Source organism: Fructilactobacillus vespulae (genome assembly GCF_047324295.1).
GTDB classification, from domain to species: Bacteria; Bacillota; Bacilli; order Lactobacillales; family Lactobacillaceae; genus Fructilactobacillus; species Fructilactobacillus vespulae.
The window spans coordinates 1,068,677-1,086,114 of sequence record NZ_CP137138.1 but is presented as its reverse complement, the minus strand read 5'-3'; the positions used below and the strand labels follow the sequence as shown (position 1 = coordinate 1,086,114).

Genomic DNA, 17,438 nt, shown 5'->3' with positions numbered 1-17,438 from the left:
GACCCCCGGTTTTTTATTTTGTTTTATCAGCTTCAATTCGATGTTCTTTAGTTAATACTAGTTTAGCAGAAATAAACTCATCGTTTGAAATTAACTTTGCTTCATGCAAGTGATCTAATTCCAAAGCCATGACTTCAATATCCCAAATACGTTTACCAATATAGACATAAGTCCCAAAACGTTTTAAAAGCTGTTGTACATCATATAAATTTTTCATATATAGTTATCATCCTAAAGTAAATCACTTATTTGTGTCAACGATTCAAACCAATATAATACATTACCATTATAACAATAATTAAAGCGTTTGCATAAATAATTTTACTTTTTTTATTCAAAGTTTTTTCATTCGGTACACCTAGCACTTGTGATATCAAAAATCCGCCGACCAGTCCACCTAGGTGTCCCACCAGACTAATTGAAGGCATAAAAATATCAAACAATAAGTTAAATAAAATTAAGATCACAAACGAACTAGATTGTTGCCGTATCTCCATATTATTGGGATATGCAAAGTAAAGCGAGAAATAAGCTCCAAAAAGACCAAATATAACCGTACTACTCCCCGCAGATAAACCCGTATCAAATGCAAAACTAAATAAATTACCTACAATTCCAGAAATTAGGAAAATAAACATAAACCGCCAGTGTCCAAAGTTATTTTCAACTATTTTTCCTAAAAAATAAATAAAAATCAAGTTTAAAATCAAATGCTGATAGCCAATATGAATAAAACTTGCGCTTAAAAGACGCCACCACTGTCCAGCATTAATTAAAGTATTATTTTCTGCTCCAAAATCAATCAAAACTTTTGAGTTGGTACTACCACCCGCAAATGTCATTAATATAAAAATAATAACCATAACCAAAACTGATGCTTCAGTAAGAAAAGATCGTCTTTTTAATTGATCAATCATTATCATCACCTCTAATTATTAATTGAACGGGTATATCAGTTTCTTCAGATAACCAATTTTTATTAACCACCTGTTCCGGCCTTACTAAACTAATTGTATCTCCTGAATAACTAGACAAGTAACAATCAAAAAAACCACCACCAAAGCCAATTCTTTGATGGGTACTGGGATTAAAAGCTACTCCCGGTACAATTATTAAATCAATATCATCCGGATATACCTCATTAGCGTCCACCGGTTCCCTTACCCCAAAATTACTTTTTTCGATTTTAGTACTGTTATCAAAAGCAAAAAATTTCATAACGCGATTTGAAAAGGTTTTAGGAATTACAACTTGTTTATTTTGCTGAAAGGCTTTTTCAATTATTGGATTAGTATCCAGCTCATCATCCATACTAAGTGTAACCGCTACTACATCAGCATGATTCCACTGAACAGTCGCAAACAACCTTTGACATAAATTTTCATCGTAATCACGATTACTAATTTTCATTTTAGCTAATATTTCTTTTCTAATTTTATTTTTCATTTTATCCACCTAATAAAAAAGGATTCTGAGCAATTGCTCAAAATCCTTATTTTGTTTCGCGATGTAAAGTTGCTTTTCTTTCACGAGGGCAATACTTAGTTAATTCTAAGCGATCTGGGTTGTTACGACGATTCTTAGAACTTAAGTAGTTGCGTTCGTGGCATTCTGTACATTCTAAAGTGATGTGTACACGCATGGTAAATACCTCCAAACAAGTGCATTTTTAAATTATCATTAATAACACTAAATATCATAACATTATTTCAAAATAAATTCTAGCCTTTAATCAAATAAATGTTAAGTATTTATACTTGACGGATTATTTTCCGGGAGCATTTTGAACATCTTTCCAATAAGCCTGATAAATTTGTTTTGCCAAAGTAGTATTGTTAACCGAGGCATCAGCCGGTAAATTAGGCATTGCCAGTGCAATTACCACTTGTGGGTCATCTGATGGTGCATATGAAACTAAACTAAGCGTTACAGTTTCTTGTCCATTATAGAATGTTTGTGCTGTACCAGTTTTGGCTGATACTTCAGGTGAAATATCCTGTAATGCACCACCAGTTTTATATTTATTGCTACCATGAACAACTTGATAGAATCCTTGTTTAATAACATCTAATTGTTCAGTACTAATTGGAACTTTGTTAAGAACTCGAGGTTTCGTTGAGTTCTTAATTCTACCCAATTTACCGTTCTTTTCGTTTGTTTCTCTAATATTTTGAACGAGATAAGGTTGTAAACGATAACCACCATTAGCAATGGTAGACATATACTGAGCAAGTTGCATGGTTGTATAACCATCGTAGTTTCCGTATGACTCATCCAGCGCTTTACCAATGTTTGCAAATCCACCAGGACCTTGAATTCCCTTTGACTCACCAGGAATATCAATCCCAGTTTTGATTCCCAAACCAAACTGGTTAAAGTAACTGCGAAGGGTATTAAATACAGCTGGATTCATATTTAATTGACCACCTTCAACGTAATGGAAGTTAGCTTCTTTCATGGCCAATTGCATCATGTACGAGTTAGAAGAAACCTCCAGCGCACCGGCTGCATTAACCGCCATGTTTGCTTCACCATTTTTATTGAACCAAGAACTCTTAGTACCGCCACCATTTTTAATAGGCATATCAGTTAAGACACTGCTTTCTGGTGTAATAACTTTATCCATTAGAGCTCCAGCAACCGTCGCACCCTTAACAACGGATCCCATTGTAATCGAAGTTGCCATGGTTCCTAGATCGTTTTCGGTAACCTTTCCGGTCTTGGGATCACGATCAACTCCGGCCATCCCGATAACTGCACCAGTCTTAGGATTCATAGCCACTGCATAAGTTCCCGTTGCATTACCACCGGCTTGATTACTCTTAACCAAATCTTCTAAATCTTTTTGGAATTTAGAATTTACAGTTAGTTGGAGGTTATCACCACGTTTACCAGCATATTTCTTTACTTGAGAAATAATTTGTCCGTCACTATTCATTTTCACGTTAGTTTGCGACTTAGATCCCTTTAAGATGGGCTCATATTTCGATTCCAAATTACTAGTACCAACTGATTCATTTTGTGAATATCCTTGGGCTAATAATTTGTTCACTTCGTTTTCAGGTAACCCAGCTTCATTTGAAGAAACTCCACCCGTTAACATTTTGATATTTTCTCCATCCGGATAATTTCTTGCCCAGTTTGTTCCTACTGCTACTCCAGGCATTTCACTAGCATGTTCACCAACTAATGACATTTCTTCATTTGATACATCATTATACTTAACAAAAGTTGTTGAAAGCTTATAAGCACCACTCATTGAGTTATAAATAGCTGCGTTATTTTTAATTTTATCGTTAAACGAAATCACGCCACCATTCATGACCTTTTTCAATTTAGCAGTTTGTTGATTATCAACACTCATATTTTCATAATTTTTGATGGTTTTAGCAACGTTCTTACTATTAGTAGGATTAGCTAAATAGTAATCAGCAATTTGTCTATCAGTTAGCTTTTTGGTGGGAACTTTTATATAGCTTCCCAACTTAGTAGCGTCGTCGTACATATCACTAGGATTAACATTAGGTAATCTCGTATAAGTAATGGCTCTTTGGGCCTGATTACCTGAAATTAATTTACCGGTAGAATCATAAATCATTCCACGTTCAACATTACCGTATTTAGTGGCATTATTACTATTATTAACAACTGATTGAAAGTACTTACCTTGTATAATTTGTAAATCTGCCAACTTCCAGATCAAAACAACAAATAATAACCCGACGATTATAAAAATTAAATTTAATCGGAAAGGAATTACGTTTGCCTCGCTCTTTTGTCGACTAGATCGTGTTCTTCTTTTGAAGAATTTTCCAAAAAAATTACCCACTCTAGTTACCCCTTATTCTCGAAATTTCACACAGTTTCATTATTACATTATCCCTATCCTTGCGCAATAAAGAGAAACCAAATTTAGTTAAAATTAAATTTAAATCTAGAAAAAAGATATCGAATTATCAAAATTCGATATCTTAATTATTTTATTTAACTGAAACGATTTCAACGTGCATTAAACCGTCGGGAATTTCAATATCGACTTTTTCACCAACCTTGTGGCCCAATAGAGCAGCTGCAATTGGTGAATCGTTTGAAACCTTTCCAGACAATGGATCAGCTTCTGCTGCACCAACGATTTGGTATTCTTCCACTTCTTCGTCTGGTAATTCTTTAAATTGAACTGTCTTACCAACGCTTACTTCGTTTGAATCCGTTTTTTCTTCATCAACCACTTCAGCAAATTGAAGCATGTGTTCAACAGTATTAATTCTACTTTCCAATAAAGCTTGTTGATTTTTCGCAGATTTATATTCAGAATTTTCTGATAAATCTCCATAACTTCTAGCAACTTTAATTTCTTCAATTATTTGAGGACGTTGGATTGTTTTTAAATCTTCTAATTCTTTTTCAAGCTTAACTTTACCCTCTTGGGTCATTGGATATACTTTATCTTCACTCATTTAAACACCTCATTATTTTTTTCGAATTAAAACTTATCATTAAAATCAAAAATTAGCAAATAATATCTAGTCATCAATAACTAAACTTTCAGAACCATCTTCTAAAATAGCCTGTACTTTAGTTGCTAATAAATCAATTGCAACAACATTTTTTCCACCACGAGGAATAATAATATCAGCATAACGTTTAGTAGGTTCCACAAACTGATGATACATCGGACGAACTGTCGCTAAATACTGTTGGATAATTGAATCCAAAGAACGTCCCCGCTCAACTGTATCCCTTTGGATTCGACGAATCAAGCGAATATCATCATCTGTATCAACGAACACTTTAATATCCATCAAATCGCGCAGGCGTTGATTATTTAAAATTAAGATTCCTTCTAAAATAATCACATCAGTTGGCTCTTGAATTTTAGTATCATTACTTCTAGTGAATTCTGAATAATCATAAACCGGCTTTTCAACAGTTTCATAATTTAACAATTTAGTTAATTGTTCAACTAACAAGTCATCATCAAATGCATCTGGATGATCATAATTAACTTTTTTTCGTTCTTCCATTGGTACATCAGCTTGATCTTTATAGTATGAATCTTGCTGAATAATCGCAATTGAATGGCCAAATAAACGTTGTAACACCGTTTTGCTTACGGTCGTTTTACCACTACTTGATCCACCAGTAACTCCAATAATAATGGGACGCTTCGGACTTTCTTTCATTTTGTTTTTCCCTCTGTACTATCTAATTTCAATTTGCAAGTCATTTTCTAAGAACTTAGTGATTTTTTCAATTGCTTTGTTAACAACTTCGTCTTGTAAAGTTTCTTTAGCATTTTCAAAGGTTAATGAATATGCCAAGGACTTCTTACCTGCAGCAACGTGTTCACCATCATAAACATCAAATAAACGAATTGATTTTAGGTATGCTCCACCACGTTTTTCAATTACAGCTTCAATTTGATCACTAGTGATTTCTTCATCAACTAGTAGTGCTAAGTCTCTAGAAATACTTGGATATTGACTAACCGTTTGATATTGTTGTTCTGATTTTTTAGCTGCTACCAATTTATCAAGGTCTAATTCAAAGACATACGTTTCTTTAATTTTAAATTGTTTAGCAATTAATGGATGAATTTGACCTACAAAACCAATTACTTCTTCACCTAGTTTAATTAAAGCAGTTCTTCCTGGATGCATTTCTTTAATTTCAGCAGTAGCTTCATATGAGATTGCATCAGCCAATGAAAGACTATCTAAATAATTATTTACTAAGCCCTTCATTGCATAAAAATCAACTTTTTTAGCAGCTTGATTCCAAGTAGAAGCTACTAATGAACCAGAAACTGCTCCAGCAATATGTTCCACTTCAGTTGGGCGAACTTGTTCATCTGAACCGAAGAAAACTCTTCCTTGTTCAAAGAACGGTACATTTTCTACTCCACGAGCTTGGTTATATGAAATATCATCTAATAAACCAGAAATTAAGTTCATTCGTAAAACAGAGTGATCAGTAGTCATTGGCCATTGAAGTTTAGTTTCATCATGTTGATGAACATTAAACATTTGTGCCTTTTCAGCAGTAGTTAAAGAATAAGAAATTGCATGACTTAAACCTTCACCCATTAATACTCGACGTGATTTTTGAATGATGGCTTGTTTATTTGTAAAGATTCCTTCGGTAGTTCCCGTAACTGGTAAAGTACTTGGAATGTTGTCATAACCATAAATTCTAGCAACTTCTTCCAATAAATCTGCTTGGATATTAATATCCCAACATCTAGTTGGAACCGTCACTAATAATTCACCGTTGTTATTTTCAACCTGAAAACCTAAGCGATTAAAAATTGCAACTACTTCTGTTTCACTCAAAGAAGTTCCTAAAACGTGATTAATTCGTTTAGCTGTAATTTCAATTTGTCTAGGATTAATGACCTCTTCGCTACCTGATACGACACCTAAACTGGCTTGACCATGTGCTTCTTTTTGAACTAAACCAGCAGCATAGTTTAAAGCATTTACTACGTTTCCTTTATCAATTCCACGTTCAAATCTTTGAGAAGCATCAGTATGAAGAAGCTCTTTTTGTGCCATTTTACGAGTTGAAACTGACTCAAAATCTGCAGCTTCAATTACGATATTCTTGGTTTCTGTAGTAACTCGAGTATCATAACCACCCATTAGACCAGCTAATGCTACCGGACCTTTTTCATCTGCAATAACAATATCAACATCATTTAACTCGTGTTCTGACTCATCTAGTGTCTTAATTTTTTCACCAGCAACTGCTCTTCTAACTTCTAAGTGATTTCCAGTTAGTTTATCTAAATCATAAGCATGAAGTGGTTGACCCAACTTAGTCATTACCAAGTTGGTAATATCAACAACGTTATTAATTGGCTTAATTCCGGCGTTCCAAAGTTTAATTTGAAGCCAAAGTGGACTAGGTTCTACAACAACATCCTTAACCACTTTTAAGTGATATGCAGGTGCTAAACTGGCATCCGCATTGGCTGAAATATCTAAGCTAGTTTTATCAGTTCCCAATTCAGCTTCTGGAGTTTCATCAAATTCTAATTTTTGATTGAAAACGGCCGCCAAATCATAAAGAGCTCCCCGTAGACTTAACATATCACCACGATTAGGGGTTACATCTAGATCAATTAGAGAATCATTCATGCCTAAATAATCAAAGACTTCTTTTCCTGGTTCTGCATTATCTGGCAAGAAGTAGATTCCATCCTTCCATTCATCTGGAACTAAATCTTTATCAAAGCCAATTTCATCAAGTCCACAAAGCATTCCGTTTGATTGAACTCCACGCATTTTAGCCTTTTTAATTTTAATGTTTCCACCAACTCGAGCTCCTGGTAATGCAGCAATGGCATTTTTTCCCACTTCTACATTAGGGGCACCACAAACGATTTGTTGCGGTTCTTCTTCTCCAACGTCAACTTGACAAATGTTTAAATGACTTGCATCTGGATGTTTTTCAAATGAAAGAATTTTACCCACTACTAGTTTCTTTAATCCATCACTTCTCTTTTTAACTGAATCTACTTCAACGGAAGTTCTTTCAATTTTTTCACCTAAATCTTCAGGAGAAAGTTCAATATCTAAATATTCTTTAATCCAATTGTAAGATAGTAACATATGTTCCTCCTATATTAATCAAACTGTTTTAAAAATCTTAAGTCGTTAAGGTAGAAATCACGAATATCGTTTACCCCGTATTTCAACATCGCAAAACGATCAGGACCAACACCAAATGCAAATCCACCGTATTCTTCTGCATCGACTCCGGCCATCTTCAATACGTTAGGATGAACCATTCCAGCCCCTAACACTTCAATCCAACCAGATCCTTTACATACATCGCAACCTTTTCCATTACAGTTCATACAAGTAATGTCTGCTTCTACTGAAGGTTCAGTAAAGGGGAAGTAACTAGGACGAAGACGAACTTTGAATTTGTCCCCAAAGAGTTTATGAGTCATCACTTCTAAAGTTCCCTTTAAATCAGCCATCGTAATATGTTTATCAATTACGATTCCTTCAACTTGATGAAATTGATGTGAATGAGTTGGATCATCAGTATCTCGTCTAAAAACAACTCCAGGAGAAATCATCTTCAATGGGCCCTTACTAAAATCATGCTTTTCTAAAGTTCTAGCTTGCATTGGTGAGGTATGGGTTCTCATTAATATTTCTTTAGTGATATAAAAGGTATCTTGCATATCACGGGCAGGATGGTTTTTAGGTAGGTTCATCATCTCAAAGTTATAGTATTCCTCTTCAACTTCTGGACCGGTTAAAACTTGGTAACCCATTCCCATAAAAATAGATTCAATTTCATCAATTGTTTCTTGAATAATGTGTGGGTGACCGGCAGGAACTTGATTACCTGGGAGAGTCACATCAATTGTCTCTTCAGCAAGTTTACGATTTAATTTTTCTGCTTCTAATTTTGCTTGCTTTTCTGAAATTGCAGTTGCCAATTCATCTCTAATTTTATTTGCAAAACTACCCACAACCGGACGTTCTTCAACGGATAGTTTAGCAATTCCACGTAATGATTGTGTAATTGGTCCTTTTTTACCCAATAATTTAACCCGAATATCATTTAAATTTTTAATATCGGTTGTTTCAGCAATTGAGCTAATTCCCTTTTGCTTAATGGCTTCAAGTTCTTCTTTTAGACCCATTTTAAATCCTCCCTTTTCCAAATAAAAAAGCTTCTTCCCTATAAAAGGGACGAAGCTTCGCGTTACCACCCAAATTCACGAATAAACGTGCACTCTTGGATGGATAACGAACATCAAACGGACATTTTTAATTAATTATCTATGTCTACTTCGAAAGCGAATTCAGCCACGTTGGTTATTTTCAGCAAATTAACCTCTCTGTTTTGAATGTGACGTACTACTTCTTTCTGCGCAGTAGTTACTAAAACTATATAGCAAAATCAGCTGTTGGTCAAGAGTTAAACTACTTGTTATTCCCTTCACACCACTTATCTGCCCAGGTATGAATTGACTCCATTATTGGTTGTAAATCGGCACCTTTTTCAGTTAATTCATACTTAATCAACGCTGAATCAGGACTGGTTTTTCTGACAACAATTCCCCAATCACGAAGCTCTTTCAATCTAGCAGTTAAAACTCGATCGCTACAACCATCAATTTTGGTTGCAATCTCACCAAATCTTAAAGATTCACCCATTAAGAGTGATTCAATAATAACTCCATTCCATTTTTTTCCAAGAATTTGAAAAGCTTCCTCGAACTTAGAACAAAGACAGTCACTCTCACCTTTTTTATTACTATCATTTTGTACCATATCATCACTACCTATCTCTTATCGTTCTTTTTGCTATTTAATCGCTTTTTGACGATTTTTTCAAGTGGAAACATAAATTCATTGACAGCCGCATAGTCATCAACTAAAGAAACGATGACACTCTCTTTATATTTAGGACGTGCCAGCGTTAACCCCCACATATGTTTTAAAATTATATCTTCTTCTTTATTGGTTAAATTAGTAATTCTTTTTGCATTACGTAAAGCTACTCTAGGATGCATAAAAGCATGGGTACCAACATCAAACTTAGTAGTTCTCCAGTCATAATAAAACAAATCATGTAAAAGTCCACCCCTAGCGGTAGCCCGATAATCTAAATTCATTTTTTTGGCAATTTTATAACTTTCATAAGATACGTAAATACAGTGTTTCAGTCTAGTCGAATGATGATGTTGTGTATAGTCATTTAACTTTTGAACTTCTGGTGAATCTAGCAAGTCTTTGACACAGTTTAAATACTCGCTATCGGTTTTCCAATCGTTTTTTTTCATTGGGACACCTCAATTATTTCTTAATCCGAAACATAATTACTGCAGCAGCAACAGCAACGTTTAAAGATTCCGCATGGCCTTTAATCGGAATATAAAGGTTTTCTGTGGTTTCAGATAACAACTTCTTATCCATACCGTTTCCTTCATTTCCCATGATTAAAGCGAAGTTGTCAGCTGGTTTTACCATTTCATAGTTAATTGCCTCGGGATTTAGTTCAGTACCGTAGACAGGAACCTCATTTGTTTTAAGCTGGTTGATTACATTTTCAATTTTTTCTTTAACCAACTTAATGTGAAATTGACTTCCCTGCATTGAACGTAAAACCTTACTGTTATACTGACTTGAGGTTCCTTCTCCAAAAACCACCCCAGTAAATCCAGCTGCATCTGCAGTACGAACCATAGTCCCGATATTTCCCGGATCTTGTACATCATCTAGTAAAAGCCAGGCTCCTTGATACTCGTTTTTTTCTAACGAAGTATCAAAAATTTTACAAACTGCAAAAATGCCTTGAGTTGTTGATGTATCCGCAATTTCAGCCGCAATCTCTTCTGAAATTAAAATAACTTCAAAATTTTTTAATTCACTACCATGTTTTAAATACTGATCATCAGTTGTAAAAATTGTGATAATTTGTTCTTGGGGCAGGTTATTAATTGCTTCTTGAACTAGATGCCAACTCTCAAGTAAGTATTGTTGCTTCTTTTTTCTTCCTTTATTGGTATTTAATTTTTTTAATTCTTTAATTTTAGTGTTTTGTTTTGATACAATTCGTTCCATTTGGCTTCTCCAAATCGTTAGGATATTCTACACTTAATATTAACATATCAATTTATTTGGAAGGTAATCAAACGTTATGGAATCTAAAATTATTTATGTAACTGGAATCGTGCAAGGTGTCGGGTTTAGATACACTACCCTGCAGATTGCTAACGAATTAAAAATATACGGTACCGTTAAAAATTTAGCTGATGGAAGTGTGCAAATAGTTCTGCAAGGTTCAAGCCTAAAAATCAATGAAATGATTAATCACTTGCACAACTTTCCCAATCATTTTGCCAAAATAAGTAAACTAAAAATTAAAGATATTGATTTGCCCGAAAAATATTCTTCATTTAAAATAGAAACTTGAGCAATCACAATTGCAGTCTAGTTCTGACTAGTTTAATATTAAAAGTATGACTTTATAGATAGGAGTTTCATAGATGAAAAAAATTAAAAAACTCGGACTATTAGGGGTGGCAGGTTTATCTACCCTTTTATTGTCTGGGTGTGTTCAAACTGATTCCAAGGGGAACCCTTATGGAATCGTTTATGATTATTTAGCTGTTCCAGCCCAACATATCATGGATTGGTTAGCAAAATTTGTCGGTGGTTACGGTTGGTCATTAATTGCCATCACAGTGATTGTTCGTTGTTTAATCTTACCAGTTATGATTAGTCAACTTAAGAAATCTACTATCATGCAAGAAAAAATGGCATTAGTTAAACCACAAATGGCTAAGATTCAAAAATTAGCTAAAAATGCTAAAACGCAAAAAGAACAGATTGAATTAAATCAGCAAATGATGAAGTTATATCGTGATAACAACATCAGTATGACTGGTGGAATTGGTTGTTTACCCTTAGTTATTCAAATTCCAATTTTTGCTGCGCTATACGAAGCAATTAGATATTCTCCTGAGCTATCCCATACCGTTTTCATGGGAATTCAACTGGGACAAAAAAGTATTCTATTAGCAATTCTTTCCTTCGTTGTTTATGCCATCCAAGGATACCTTTCAATCATTGGAATGCCCAAGGAACAACGAAAACAAATGGGATTAATGATGGTAATCAGTCCCGTTATGATTTTCTTTGTTTCACTTTCTGCACCGGCTGGATTGGGTATCTACTTCTTTATTGGTGGTCTGTTTGCAATTATTCAACAACTAATCGTTAACGCCATTCGTCCTCGATTAATCAAGCAAATTCAAAAAGAAGCCAAAGAAAATCCACCAAAGGTTATTATTCCAGATACAATTTCTGAAACCGAAACTAAGGTTGAGCAAGAAGAACAAGAAGATCAAAAAATAGAAACTCAAGCCGAAAAAAATCGGAAGCGAAATGAACAAAATCGCCAAAAATAAAGCAAAAAAGAGATGAAGAATTAAATTCTTCATCTCTTTTTATTTGAGTTTAATTTCTATCGTCACCCATACCAAACAATTGAAGTAAAATTTGGAATAAGTTAAGAATATCAAGGTAGATACCTAAAGCACCCATGGTACTGTATTTTTGTAATTTTTCCTCAGAATCAACATAGTTTGCATACTGACGAACGCTTTGCGTATCGAAAATAATGAAGAATGAAAAGATAACTAACATCACAATGTTGATAATAATGTAAAGACCAGGAATTCTAAAAATAACTGATACGATACTTAAAACGATTGCGGCAATTAATCCCCACATTAGGTATGATCCCATACCTAGGTAGCTCTTGCTAGTCCGGTTTGCATAGAAAGTTAATCCACCAAACATTACTGCAGTTCCTAACATTGCCATTCCAATTGTACCAATTCGGTAATAAATCAAGATTGGGCTTAAAGAAACTCCAAATAAAATTGTCATTAAATAATAAATTGTATTAGTGGTTGAGGCACTAGTCTTATCATCATTAACTGAACGACTTAATGCAAACATTAGTCCTAAAGAAACCACCAAAATTAATAATGAAGTTCCCATTCCCATAGACATTACCCAGTTGGTCATAAAAGTTGCCATTAATGTCATGATAACCCCAGTAATTGCTAAACCAACACCTACTTTTTGGTAAGTTTTAGCAATCAGGCGATTACCTAGTTCTTCGGTATTTCCATAAATTTCTCCATTCATAAAAACATCTTCCTTTCGTTTATTTAGTTTCATGTAAATTTTATCATGATTAAGTTTTTAAAGGTATCAATAAACATCAATAAAAGTCAAATTTAATTAAAATTTAGCGGATTTAGCTATAGAAAAAGAGCCTTGAAAACCCATGGTGTTTTCAAAGCTCTTTAAGATAAATTAGTTGTTCTTCTTAGCAACTACTTCTTTACCATCGTAGAATCCACAACTTGGACATACGTAATGTGACTTACGTAATTCTCCACAGTTAGGACAAGCACTCATGCCAGGAACTGACAATTTAATGTGACCACGACGCATATCTCTTCTTGCTTTAGAAGTCTTTCTCTTTGGTACAGCCATTAATAATAACCTCCCTTATACATTAATTTCCACTAGTGAATTATTAAGTCTAATCATGCTTTTCAGAATTAAATTTCTTCAGAGCTGATAGACGTGGATCAACGTTTTCTTGGTTCTCCCCCTGACGATTATAATCGTCTTCAGAAATAACTGTCCAGTCATTTCCAGCTGGCATTTCATCGCCAGCTAGTTCCTCAGGAGAAAGGACTTGCATTGGTATCTGAATAATAATATTATCAACCACTGCCCCTTCAAAATCAATGATACCATCTTCATCAACCAAAAGTACAACAACATCATCTTCATAACGATTTAGTGCTGCGTTTGTATTAACAAAAACTTCAGTTGTATTAAAATCTAGTTCTAATTCAACTGGGACCAACGATCTTGACGATGGAACTGTAACTTTACCTTGTACATGAGAATCAATAATTACATCTCCATTATCAGAGATGGCTGATACTGAAACCTGAAAAGGTGTCGCATCTAAAATCTTATTAGGATATCTATTCAATAATTCAGCCTTTAAATCTAGAGTTACCTCTTCAATAAAGGGTTCATTCTTATATCCTTGAAGTTTTTCAAAGGACCATTTCATAAAATAACCTCCAATGCAACAATCCAATTATACTTATAAAAATTTTATATGTCAAGATGATTTCCTTGATAGGTCAATCAATTATTTAAGATAATTGGAAAGCGATATAAATCTTCGTGTTTTTTTAAAATCATTCCTGTTAAGGTACCAGCCTTACATTCTAAATAGAGTTGTTTTTCAAAAGCTTCTTTGTCTATCTTAGAAATTATTGGGACTGAACAGGTCTTTTTAAGCTGACTTAAATACTCTTTTCCCTGGTTATTCATCCCCAAAATTCGAAGCATGGATTGAGAATCAATAATATCTTGATCTGTGATTTTAAATAAAATATAAACACAAAGTCTTTGGATGCGGGTATAAGTGTAACGTTTACTCTTAATTGAAGCAATAAATTCTGCAAAATTTTTTGCTTTTATCGCAACTTTTTTAAATAAGTGCTCTAAACCTGCACTCATTTGATAAATATTGCGCAACTCTTCCAAACTTGATTGATTAATTTGGTACTGAAGAAAAGGCCAGTAATCATCCCAAAATAATGGCTGCAAATCATCAACTGATGATGGTAAGAAATCATCAACCTGACTTTGACCATTTTTAATTGCTAATCTAATTGCTTTACCACTTGAAACCCGATGTTTTAAAACTGAATCATTATGTTCACTTTCAATTCTAGAAATTGGAAATAATTTCAATTCGGGGTTATAGCGTTGAGCAGCTTGTGCATACCAAAAACCCAACATATCATTGGGGGAGCTAACATCAACATTTAATTGTTTTTGCAAAACAGCTTGAAAAATTTGCGGAAACGTCTTTTGATAGTCATTAAACAGATCTGAATCACTATTAATTACAATCTCCTTCAATTGATTAAAGTCAATTTCAGAATGTTCACTTCCAAACGATAAATAATCACATTTAAGTTCAGTAATTAACTCAATGGCTTTTTCAGCGAAAATACTAGCAGGTTGTACGGCAGATTGAATGGGAAGTTCGACTACTAAATCAGCACCACCATTCAATGCCATCTGGGTTCTGGTCCACTTATCATAAATAGCTGGTTCCCCACGTTGGGTCCAATTGCTACTCATCACAACTACTACAACATCAGCACCAGTTTTTTCCTTTGCTGCCTCTAATTGAAATTGATGACCATGATGAAATGGATCATATTCGGCTATAATTCCAACTGATTTTAATGTCATAATTAATCCCTTTTACACCTAAAGAACCATCTAGTGGTGTTATCTTTAATCTTTTCAACACCAAAATTAGCGCTAACTTCAACTGAAGTAAATCCACTCTTTTTTAACGCTTCTAAATAAACGTCCAACGGATACGTCCGTTCATGATGAACCTCGCTATATTCATCATAGCCATTAATGATTTCGTTATACCTAAAAAAAGTTAAATAGTGTTCAACCGAATGCGGAAAGTCACCTACATAGGTGGTCCACATAAACGCATTTTCCCCATCATTGAAGTTATACATATAGCCAGGATATTTCTCATCGGTTTGATATGGCGTAATTACGTCAAATAAAAACTGACCGCCTTTTTCCAAATGTTGATAAACCTCTTTAAACATTTTTGCCACTTCATCAACATCTTGTAAGTAACAAATGGAATCATCAAAACATGTAATTGCACCATATTTATCTATTTCGCTTAAATCTAACATATTTGTATTTAACAACTGGGTTTCTGTATCTCCAGCTTCAAGCAAATGTGAATTAGCAATCGCTAACATATCATCCGATAAGTCGGCACCGGTAACTTGATAACCTGCCTTCTTTAACAACACCAACAATTTTCCGGTACCACAGGCTAGGTCTAAAATAGCTTCCGTTGGATTTACACTTAATTTAACGAATTCTACCCATTTTTGATATAATTCATCATCAAAAAGTTCATCATAAAAAGTAGCAAATTCAGAATATATCATGGCTATTCCTCAGTTATCCATTTTGAAATATCAACTTGAACTCCATCAGCCCATAATTTTTCCAAATTATAGAATTCTCTAGTTTCAGTTTTAAAAATATGAATAATTACATCACCCAAATCAATTAAAATCCAGTTAGGTTTATCTTTACCTTCAACGTGAAGAATGTGAACCTGTTTTTCTTCTAGTTGGTCTACAATATGTTCAGAAATTGCCTTTACTTGTCTTTCTGAGCTAGCATCCATAATTACAAAATAACGACCCATTACACTTAATTCTTCAATGTTTAAAACATCGATATTATTTGCACGGCGGTCGTCCGCTGCTTTTACCACTGTTTCTAAAATGTTTTGATTATCCATAAAATCTCCTATCCAATTCCACCAACGATTGAATTATATGCAGTTAATGCCGGTGGATATATTGCATTACCTTTTCCAATTAAAAACTTCATCGTATTTTCGTTTTGGTAAACTACACCGTCCCAAAGATTTTGGTGTGTTACCTGACGTGCTTCATCAACTCCTGAAAAGCTTCTCTCAGGTTCAATAAAGTCAGCCATATATGTTATTTGCGCATAAGTATCCATTTTAGGATTGGCGATTGTATGATACTTGACCGCATCTAATATTCGCTTATCGTTAATTTTTAATTCTGTTTGAATTAATAGATAACCAACTACACCATGCCAGATTGCTGGACCATAGTTTAAAAGATTTTCATCTAAATGATTTTCCTTAATCGTTGCAATAAAATCTTCTCTGGGTCTTTGTTTAGCATAATCATGAACTAATCCTGCCAAACCAGCTATCGTTTCATCTACACCATTTTCTTTTGCAAGTTCAATTGCTGTTTCTTCAACTCGCAAGCAATGTTGAAATCTGGCATCGTTTAAATGTTGTTTCATTTTTTCAATTATTTCAGCACGATTATAGGCTGAATATTCTTGATATTTTTCATTATTCATATAATTGATTCTCCTTTATATAGGTAATCACATTATCAGGTAATAAATATTTTAGGTTTTGTTTAGATTGTATTTGACTTCGAATATCCGTTGAAGAAATTCCAATCGTCGGTGAATCAATCCATAAAACTGGTGCTTCATTAGATTTTTGATTGCCAATTCGATTAACCCCTACAAAAGTAACTATTTTTAATAGTTCAGAGATCCGATACCACTTGGGTAAATAGTTAACCATATCACCGCCAATAATAAAATAAAATTTATCATTTGAATTAGAAGTGGTTAATTCTTTCATTGTATCGTAACTATAACTTTTACCTTTTCGTTTAACTTCGCAAAGCTCTAGGTTAAATTTGGGGTTATCAGCAATCGCTAATTTAATCATGTTAACTCGATCAATTGCTGAGATAGCATCCTTATGATCAACGTGTGGTGGCAAATAATCTGGCATAAATCTAACTTCATCTAATTCAAGTTGATTTAAAGCCTGCTGAGCCATTACTAAATGACCTAAATGAATTGGATTGAACGTTCCACCTAATATCCCTATCTTTTTTGGTTTCATGGTTTAACCTACAAACTAAAAACTCCATTAGAAATATCTCGATACTTAGGATTTGATGATTGATCAAATAATAAGACCGTATTTCCAATTGTTTGAACTACATTGATTTCACTATTATTTTCGATAAAGCTTTTAACATCATCAGTATCAACATCTGCACTTTGTTGAATACTAATCTTAACTAATTCTCGCTTATCTACCGCTCTAATAACTTCATCCAACCAAACATCATTCAAACCATTTTTACCAACAGAAAAAATGGGACGTAAACGATTAGCATTAGCTCTCAAAAAACGCTTTTGTTTTCCAGTTAACTTCATAAA

The 17,438-nt window shown here is 34.0% G+C and carries 23 protein-coding genes; 2 read left to right on the top strand and 21 right to left on the bottom strand.

Going from position 1 to position 17,438, the window contains the following annotated elements:
- Positions 1-13 precede the first annotated feature (13 nt).
- The 12 genes from R4B61_RS05410 to R4B61_RS05355 all read right to left on the bottom strand — a co-directional run bounded on the left by R4B61_RS05410 (position 14) and on the right by R4B61_RS05355 (position 10,592).
- Positions 14-217 carry a YqgQ family protein gene (locus R4B61_RS05410; protein ID WP_413627247.1) on the bottom strand — a complete coding sequence of 68 codons (204 nt, stop codon included), beginning with the start codon at positions 215-217 and terminating at the stop codon, positions 14-16.
- Between the two features lie 37 nt (positions 218-254).
- Positions 255-917 (bottom strand): rhomboid family intramembrane serine protease, encoded by a 663-nt coding sequence (locus R4B61_RS05405; protein ID WP_413627246.1) that lies wholly within the window; start codon positions 915-917, stop codon positions 255-257.
- Entirely contained in the window at positions 910-1,446 is a 537-nt protein-coding gene (locus tag R4B61_RS05400) for a 5-formyltetrahydrofolate cyclo-ligase (protein ID WP_413627245.1), read from the bottom strand. Before R4B61_RS05400 ends, R4B61_RS05405 begins: the two co-directional genes overlap by 8 nt.
- Before the next feature lie 46 nt (positions 1,447-1,492).
- Positions 1,493-1,642 carry a 50S ribosomal protein L33 gene (rpmG, locus tag R4B61_RS05395; protein ID WP_413627244.1) on the bottom strand — a complete coding sequence of 50 codons (150 nt, stop codon included), beginning with the start codon at positions 1,640-1,642 and terminating at the stop codon, positions 1,493-1,495.
- A gap of 123 nt (positions 1,643-1,765) precedes the next feature.
- Complete coding sequence (locus R4B61_RS05390) at positions 1,766-3,829, bottom strand: peptidoglycan D,D-transpeptidase FtsI family protein (protein ID WP_413627243.1); 2,064 nt, start codon at positions 3,827-3,829, stop codon at positions 1,766-1,768.
- Positions 3,830-3,980: 151 nt separating this feature from the next.
- The gene (gene greA, locus R4B61_RS05385) at positions 3,981-4,457 is read right to left on the bottom strand and encodes a transcription elongation factor GreA (protein ID WP_413627242.1); all 477 of its coding nucleotides are present in this window, start codon (positions 4,455-4,457) and stop codon (positions 3,981-3,983) included.
- Between the two features lie 66 nt (positions 4,458-4,523).
- On the bottom strand, positions 4,524-5,183 hold the full coding sequence (gene udk, locus R4B61_RS05380) for a uridine kinase (RefSeq protein ID WP_413627241.1): 660 nt from the start codon (positions 5,181-5,183) through the stop codon (positions 4,524-4,526).
- 18 nt (positions 5,184-5,201) lie between these two features.
- Positions 5,202-7,613, bottom strand: a complete 2,412-nt coding sequence (gene pheT, locus R4B61_RS05375) for a phenylalanine--tRNA ligase subunit beta (protein ID WP_413627240.1) — start codon at positions 7,611-7,613, stop codon at positions 5,202-5,204.
- A gap of 14 nt (positions 7,614-7,627) precedes the next feature.
- Positions 7,628-8,665: a phenylalanine--tRNA ligase subunit alpha gene (pheS, locus tag R4B61_RS05370; protein WP_413627239.1), complete on the bottom strand. Its 1,038-nt coding sequence runs from the start codon at positions 8,663-8,665 to the stop codon at positions 7,628-7,630.
- Positions 8,666-8,948: 283 nt separating this feature from the next.
- Complete coding sequence (locus R4B61_RS05365) at positions 8,949-9,299, bottom strand: winged helix-turn-helix transcriptional regulator (protein WP_413627238.1); 351 nt, start codon at positions 9,297-9,299, stop codon at positions 8,949-8,951.
- Between the two features lie 11 nt (positions 9,300-9,310).
- Positions 9,311-9,811: a hydrolase gene (locus R4B61_RS05360; protein ID WP_413627237.1), complete on the bottom strand. Its 501-nt coding sequence runs from the start codon at positions 9,809-9,811 to the stop codon at positions 9,311-9,313.
- A gap of 13 nt (positions 9,812-9,824) precedes the next feature.
- A complete protein-coding gene (locus R4B61_RS05355; protein ID WP_413627236.1) occupies positions 9,825-10,592 on the bottom strand; it encodes a TrmH family RNA methyltransferase in 768 nt (255 codons plus the stop codon).
- 76 nt (positions 10,593-10,668) lie between these two features.
- On the opposite strand from R4B61_RS05355, the gene R4B61_RS05350 reads away from it, so the two are divergent.
- Both R4B61_RS05350 and yidC read left to right on the top strand, forming a co-directional pair.
- Complete coding sequence (locus R4B61_RS05350) at positions 10,669-10,944, top strand: acylphosphatase (RefSeq protein ID WP_413627235.1); 276 nt, start codon at positions 10,669-10,671, stop codon at positions 10,942-10,944.
- A gap of 73 nt (positions 10,945-11,017) precedes the next feature.
- Positions 11,018-11,941 carry a membrane protein insertase YidC gene (gene yidC, locus R4B61_RS05345; RefSeq protein ID WP_413627234.1) on the top strand — a complete coding sequence of 308 codons (924 nt, stop codon included), beginning with the start codon at positions 11,018-11,020 and terminating at the stop codon, positions 11,939-11,941.
- Positions 11,942-11,990: 49 nt separating this feature from the next.
- Here the strand turns inward: yidC and R4B61_RS05340 are convergent, their stop codons facing one another.
- From R4B61_RS05340 to yhbY, 9 genes are all read right to left on the bottom strand, one after another.
- Positions 11,991-12,689: a Bax inhibitor-1 family protein gene (locus R4B61_RS05340; RefSeq protein WP_413627233.1), complete on the bottom strand. Its 699-nt coding sequence runs from the start codon at positions 12,687-12,689 to the stop codon at positions 11,991-11,993.
- A 171-nt stretch (positions 12,690-12,860) separates the two neighbouring features.
- Entirely contained in the window at positions 12,861-13,043 is a 183-nt protein-coding gene (gene rpmF, locus R4B61_RS05335) for a 50S ribosomal protein L32 (RefSeq protein ID WP_413627232.1), read from the bottom strand.
- 49 nt (positions 13,044-13,092) lie between these two features.
- The gene (locus tag R4B61_RS05330) at positions 13,093-13,641 is read right to left on the bottom strand and encodes a DUF177 domain-containing protein (protein WP_413627231.1); all 549 of its coding nucleotides are present in this window, start codon (positions 13,639-13,641) and stop codon (positions 13,093-13,095) included.
- 77 nt (positions 13,642-13,718) lie between these two features.
- Positions 13,719-14,843, bottom strand: a complete 1,125-nt coding sequence (locus tag R4B61_RS05325) for a nucleotidyltransferase (protein WP_413627230.1) — start codon at positions 14,841-14,843, stop codon at positions 13,719-13,721.
- Between the two features lie 2 nt (positions 14,844-14,845).
- Positions 14,846-15,583, bottom strand: a complete 738-nt coding sequence (locus R4B61_RS05320; RefSeq protein ID WP_413627229.1) for a class I SAM-dependent DNA methyltransferase — start codon at positions 15,581-15,583, stop codon at positions 14,846-14,848.
- Positions 15,584-15,585: 2 nt separating this feature from the next.
- Complete coding sequence (rsfS, locus tag R4B61_RS05315) at positions 15,586-15,945, bottom strand: ribosome silencing factor (protein WP_413627228.1); 360 nt, start codon at positions 15,943-15,945, stop codon at positions 15,586-15,588.
- An 8-nt stretch (positions 15,946-15,953) separates the two neighbouring features.
- On the bottom strand, positions 15,954-16,550 hold the full coding sequence (gene yqeK, locus R4B61_RS05310) for a bis(5'-nucleosyl)-tetraphosphatase (symmetrical) YqeK (protein WP_413627227.1): 597 nt from the start codon (positions 16,548-16,550) through the stop codon (positions 15,954-15,956).
- Positions 16,543-17,115 (bottom strand): nicotinate-nucleotide adenylyltransferase, encoded by a 573-nt coding sequence (locus R4B61_RS05305; RefSeq protein ID WP_413627226.1) that lies wholly within the window; start codon positions 17,113-17,115, stop codon positions 16,543-16,545. The genes yqeK and R4B61_RS05305 overlap by 8 nt, the downstream gene beginning before the upstream one ends.
- 8 nt (positions 17,116-17,123) lie before the next feature.
- Positions 17,124-17,435 carry a ribosome assembly RNA-binding protein YhbY gene (gene yhbY, locus R4B61_RS05300; protein ID WP_413627225.1) on the bottom strand — a complete coding sequence of 104 codons (312 nt, stop codon included), beginning with the start codon at positions 17,433-17,435 and terminating at the stop codon, positions 17,124-17,126.
- Positions 17,436-17,438 lie beyond the last annotated feature (3 nt).